This window comes from Bacteroides sp. AM23-12 (assembly GCF_003434395.1).
In the GTDB taxonomy this organism is placed as follows: domain Bacteria; phylum Bacteroidota; class Bacteroidia; order Bacteroidales; family Bacteroidaceae; genus Bacteroides; species Bacteroides thetaiotaomicron.
The window spans coordinates 1-5,543 of sequence record NZ_QTLF01000065.1 but is presented as its reverse complement, the minus strand read 5'-3'; the positions used below and the strand labels follow the sequence as shown (position 1 = coordinate 5,543).

The window sequence follows — 5,543 nt, the reverse complement described above, 5'->3', positions numbered from 1 at the left end:
AACGCGGCGGTATAGTTACTCTTGCCCGTCCCTTCTCCGCCCGTGATGCAGAGTATGTTCTCTTCCGAGCCTAACGGCACGTCCCCGGCGGTCACGATAGCGACTGCCTGCTCCGGCGGGCAGTCGTAATCGATCTCACACGATTTCAGTACCGCCATCGTGTCCCCGTACAGCGTGTCGAGCAGTTTCAGGAACAGCCCCATCAAATCCTCCCGTGTGTGTCCGGCTTTAAAATAGTCCGTCACGTCTTTCTCTGATTTCGTCCCCGGCAGCGGTAGTACCAGCCGTTTAACACCGTACTCCGACAGTTGTACCCGGTGCTTCTCCGAGCATTCCAGCCCCGTCTTGTCCGTGTCGTACAGCAGTACGATGTGCTTGAAGCGATAGACGAGCTTCCGGACGGTCTTCGCCGGGATTACCGAGGTTTCCGAGTTGAAGCAGATGGCTTGGAAACCGTGAGCCGCAAGCGTCATCACGTCCTTCTCGCCACCCGTGAGGAAGAGCAGGTCGCCCTTCGAGGGCAGTTGTTCCAGACCGAAACAGTAGTTGTCGCCCGTATGACCGCCATAGACGAAACGCACTTCCGATAACGGGCGGTACACCTTCACGCCCCATTTCCCCCTGTAGCCGAACATCGGTTCCGCCGGGGTTGAAGTAAAGCCGAACGTCTTGCCTTCCCTTGTCTCGCTCCGGTACTCGGCGAGCGACACCACCCCGTAACGGTGCAGCACCTCTACCGTGATGCCCGATATGCCCCAGTAGGCGAGCTCTCTCTCTGTGAAAGACTTTTCAGCTACTTGGTAGGGGCTTGGTCCAGGACGCTCGCGGGATAAATCTTTCCCTTCCGTGCCCGTGACAGTATCCCCGGGAATGCTCTCCCCGGTATTTTCCCCCTCACTTTTCTCTCGTGCACCCGTTACGGGCCGTGTCGTCCGGCAGCTTCCCTCCCGATTGTTGGTACCGGAAGGGATGGCCCCATCCAACCCCAGGCACAACTCCCGGTCAATGGTGTGCAGCACTTCCACGAAATCAGCGGCACTCCGGCAGTCCAGTCCTTTCAGTTTCGCCACAAGGAAGAAACAGTCTCCCGAATACTCACCGTTACCAAAGTCCTTCATCCTGTACATCCCGCTGTGGCGATCATAATAAACGTTACACGAGGCCCTGCCATCAGCGTACAGCGGATTCAGGAAATTTCGACCCACCCGCCATTTTACGGGCAGATAATGACGGAACACCTCCAGCCCGTTACCTGTTTTTGCCAGTATTTCCTCTTTTCTTACCATATGATCTGCTTTTGCATTGGTGTAAAGGGTACGCTTCAATCATTCGGTCCACCAGCTTGTCAGGCGTTTCCCGTATCCAACGCTCATGGAACTGTTCCACGTCCGTACGGCGGTAACGTATCTTCCTCCCGCAGATAGAGTAAGCGATGATACGGTTCGTGCGGTAACGCTGCAAAGTACGGGGACTGATTTCAAGTTGTTCACACACTTCCTTTCCCGTCATCCATAGCCCTGCCTTCCTCGTACCCTTCTTATCCGCTACCGGCCATTGCTCCCGCTCCTTTGTTCCGGACGCCTCCACGTATGCCGCTATCCCCTCTATCTTCTCCACGAGGGTAGCAAACGCTTTGCTTTCGATTGCTATTATTTCCATAATCTTTTAATAATTTGGTTTCCGGTTACAAAGGTCAGTCTGTTCGACCGTTTTTCTTTTCACGTTCGTAGCAAGCTGCCAAAGTTTTTTTTCTGGTACAAAAAAACCGCCGCGGAGCCTTATTCGGGCTCTCTACGGTGGCTATATACTGTATTTTCACCAAATGGCGTATCGGGAAAGGTGATTTGGCAACTTGCTATGAACCTGCCAGTCTCTTCCTTGTTTTACAAAAGGTTATCCGTCCGTTTCGTCCATTCGTTTCAACAAACGTTCCTTCATTTGATCAAGGTAAGCTGTCCGGCTGTTCTTCCGGTTACGCATGGAGATAAACGTGTGGTACACGTCTCCCAGGTCAATATGGAACATTTGTTCGAACAGCATCACGAGCTCGACAATGCTCACCCTCCCGTTATCCACGCTACCCATCGCCCAAATGCCATATATCAGTTCCACGGCAGCCGCCTTCCGGTCCGTCCAATGGTGCTCCTTTTCCTGCACGGCATACGCCCCCTCCATTGCCAGCAGCACTTTCCGGTTCAGATAACCAAGTAACATTTCCGCCGCTATCAGTCTTGCGGCCAACAAGTCATAACCGGTTGACATCACCGAATCCTCCTCCAGCATAAAACTTCCGCTTTCCGGGCTCAGCTCCTTTTTGGCACGGCGGAAATAGTAATGGTCCCGGTAAGTCGCCCCGCTCCGGTAATACTGGTAAAAGGGAAGGTATCGTTCCAGTTTCCGCTGGTATTCTTTCATAGCCTTGCGGTAATGCATCCGGGCAATCTCCGGGCAACATGAACAACCGCTCTCGATCTGGTATACCCGGTAATAATACAGCAGGCGTCCCGTCAGGGCAGGCTTGTAATACTTGAAAAAGCAGATTTCCTCTTCCACGTTGGAGAATGGGTGGTTCAGGACATAGTCCTTCAACTCACGGGATCGCTCCCTCAAAAAAGAAACCATCTCCTGACAAGTCCGTATCACTTGCTCTCCCTCCATACGGGAAGATTCAATGCCCATCTTACGTTCGACCTCCTGCATCAAGTTGTTAAAGTACGTTTCTATCATGTTATTCCTTAATTATGGGGCACGTGAGTACCTTCACGCTACCCGATTTATTTTTATGCCTCGCTTGATTCGATCGCAGGTTTTCCTTTCGGCCCTTTACGATGAAAAAACTTTTCCTCATATCGAAAAGACCGGAGAAAAGCCATGATACGGCTTCCTCCGGTCACACCTGCAAAACTGGGAAATTCCTTCCCCAATCCCCGGGACCAGACTATTCAAGGTCCCTCACGCAACGCACGTATCCCTTCCTGTTATTCACAAGCCTGTCATTGTCACCCGCCCACTGGGTATCCACGGTCGTGACCCATCGGAGATAACCATGGAGATACATCTGGTAGCCGGCACTGAACGATCTTGCCCCGTTCATGCTACGCTTGGAAAATCCCGTCCGAGAATGGAGAACTTCAGATTCTACTACTCCCAGAGAAGGAAGGTCATTACCGAATTCGTAAACCTCCTTTTTCTCAGGGTTATGCCAGTCGAACAGGCTCCCGCACATGATGATCAATTCCACCTCGTTGGGCACCCGCCAGGTTCCCAGGTCGCTCTTGTCTGCCTCCTGGTAATAATAGGCGCACGGGCTGTTTCCCTGTTCGATGTCCGCCATCAGCGTGCTCCAATCCTGTAAGTAATACTCGCGCTTCCTGTCAGGATTATTCAAATCCTTGGGCTTATCTATCTTATTGGCGATATACTTGGCCACCTCAAACCCGTTCTTGTAAATGGTGTTGCTCTGGGAGTCCTCATCATGCGCGGGCAACTCGTAAATGGCTCTTACTCCACGCGTCATGCTGTATGGCAGGTTATCTGCCCTAAAGACCAGATATTCCTCTTTCGTCCTGTTATTGACAAGAGACTTGTTCAGTTCCTTGCCCAATTCCTCGATGTGATAGCTTTCTTCCCCAGACTCCAGCATCCCCAGATCCCTGATCAACCTCACTTCCGAGTAGGGGATGCGGTCCCCGGGTGAGTTCCCTCCCTTGTAATAATCAAAGTTTGCGATGGGAGTCACGCTGCGGGACTCCAAGATACAAATATAGGGGTTGGAAGAGTATAAAGAAAGGTTTGTACTTGCCATAAAGGCTCTTGACATATAAAATGCTGTGGCGTTGTCCGAGGGGGCGTGCCCGTGCAGCCTGGAATGTAACGGCAACGCCCGTTCCCCCACGATAAGCATACCGCTCTCGCTCACCGAAGGAATATACCACTTCATCTCGGCGGCCTGCATCCGGCCATCACGGTTATCATCCCGGTTCCGTAAAAACGGGGTGAAACAGGCATATTCGGCGTGGTAATTCTTGGCTGCCAAATTATAATGGTCTCTGCTGAGAGTCAGCTTCGCGTTGTCCACCTTCGTCATGACCTGCCATAACTGGTCTTGTTTACTTCTTCTCATCGGGTCAATCATGACCTCTTGACTGAAGTCGCCCGACCTTGCCATCACCTTCCAGGTATTCGACCAGCCGTTGGATGTATATTTATTATAAAAAGCATCCGGTTCTCCCGGAGCCTTCACCATAAAGTCCAGGTCCGGTGTCTCGTTCACGTTTTCCACCCCCCAGACACGCATGCCTTCGGGTCCCTCCGTAAACACCGTCTTGATGGACATCTGACGGATGGAAACGACAGCCTGGTGATAACCTGACTGCCCGTCGGGGGAGATTTCATGCGACGTGTTCACCAGCAGGTCGAAAGTCCGATCCGGGGCGTTGGCAAAGGTTTTCCACAAGTTCTTGTCCTCGGGGGCGCCATCCTGCATGGGGTTCCGCTCGTAGAAATACTCGTTGGCGTAAACCGTCACCTTGCAAAGCCCCGTGGAGGCATTAAATACATAATCGGGCTCTTTGACAAGTCGGTAAAGAAACTGTTCCAGCGAAAGCAGATGCGCCCCCGTGTTGGAGTAATATTCCATGGTTTCGTTTCCATTGTCAGACAGGGTGCTCGGGTGGATGAAGAACGCGAGCCAACCAGTGTCTGCCTTCTTCTCCCCTGAAGGAACGTATCCGTTATCCTCCAACTGTTCCAGCTCCGCCCTCGTGTAAGAGACTATCTTGTCACAGAACGGGGTGCGTATGGCAAAGGAGATCATCGCGTCGTCCTTCAAACTGCCATCCGGACTGAAGATGGCAAGCTCGTCCTTGTTGAAACGCATCAGGCCCTGTTCATAATGGCAGTCAAAACTGAAGGAGCGGTGAGCGTCATATACAAGGCCTTCCACCCCGGGAGCGGGCTCCTCTTCCCGGTCCTTGTCGGACATCGCCTCCACTACCAGGTCGTTCATCCCCTTGATCGTCACGTTATAGGTATAGTGCACGTTACGTTCTATATCATAATCGTTGACCGGATCATTCTCCGCCGTGTATCCCAGGTAAACGCGGTAGGTTACCCTCCCGAAACGCTCCGTTGAGACTTCACCGGTTGTCATATCCTGGCGTAACTCACCCGTGAACTCGATGTAGGGAGCCAGATCCGGAGCGTATTCTGTAGCTCCGTTCTGCACGTTCGGCTTCTCCGTAGCATCGGGAACGGGAGACTTCACTTGTTTCTGCCGCAGGTCATACCCCTTCCTCTCCGCATTGTAACCGGGAGAGGCGGGAGTTATCATTTTTTTTGCCAATTTCCGGTTCTCCGGAAGGTAAAACGTAGTAGTAGTAGTAGCGTCGCCCTCGAACTGGAATAATTCGGACAACCAGTACGAATCCATCTCCATCCCGCCGGCATCCCAAGGAGCCCCGGCGTCACTGCCCTTGACATGCTCGGTGACAAAGGTCGAAGCCGGCACATTACCGACTCTCCATGTCCCGGGCACGAACGTG

General features: G+C 52.6%; 4 protein-coding genes. All 4 read right to left on the bottom strand.

Annotated elements, in window-relative coordinates; genetic code table 11:
• Nucleotides 1-1,286 (bottom strand): toprim domain-containing protein (locus DW640_RS22825; protein WP_147326405.1); only part of this gene is annotated, 1,286 nt, incomplete at its 3' end.
• The gene (locus DW640_RS22820) at nucleotides 1,249-1,659 is read right to left on the bottom strand and encodes a helix-turn-helix domain-containing protein (protein WP_008640869.1); all 411 of its coding nucleotides are present in this window, start codon (nucleotides 1,657-1,659) and stop codon (nucleotides 1,249-1,251) included. The genes DW640_RS22825 and DW640_RS22820, both read right to left, overlap by 38 nt.
• A 234-nt stretch (nucleotides 1,660-1,893) precedes the next feature.
• Nucleotides 1,894-2,727, bottom strand: a complete 834-nt coding sequence (locus tag DW640_RS22815) for an RteC domain-containing protein (RefSeq protein ID WP_008640868.1) — start codon at nucleotides 2,725-2,727, stop codon at nucleotides 1,894-1,896.
• 211 nt (nucleotides 2,728-2,938) lie between these two features.
• The coding region (locus DW640_RS22810) for a DUF4906 domain-containing protein (RefSeq protein WP_117578989.1) at nucleotides 2,939-5,543 on the bottom strand (2,605 nt) is incomplete at its 5' end.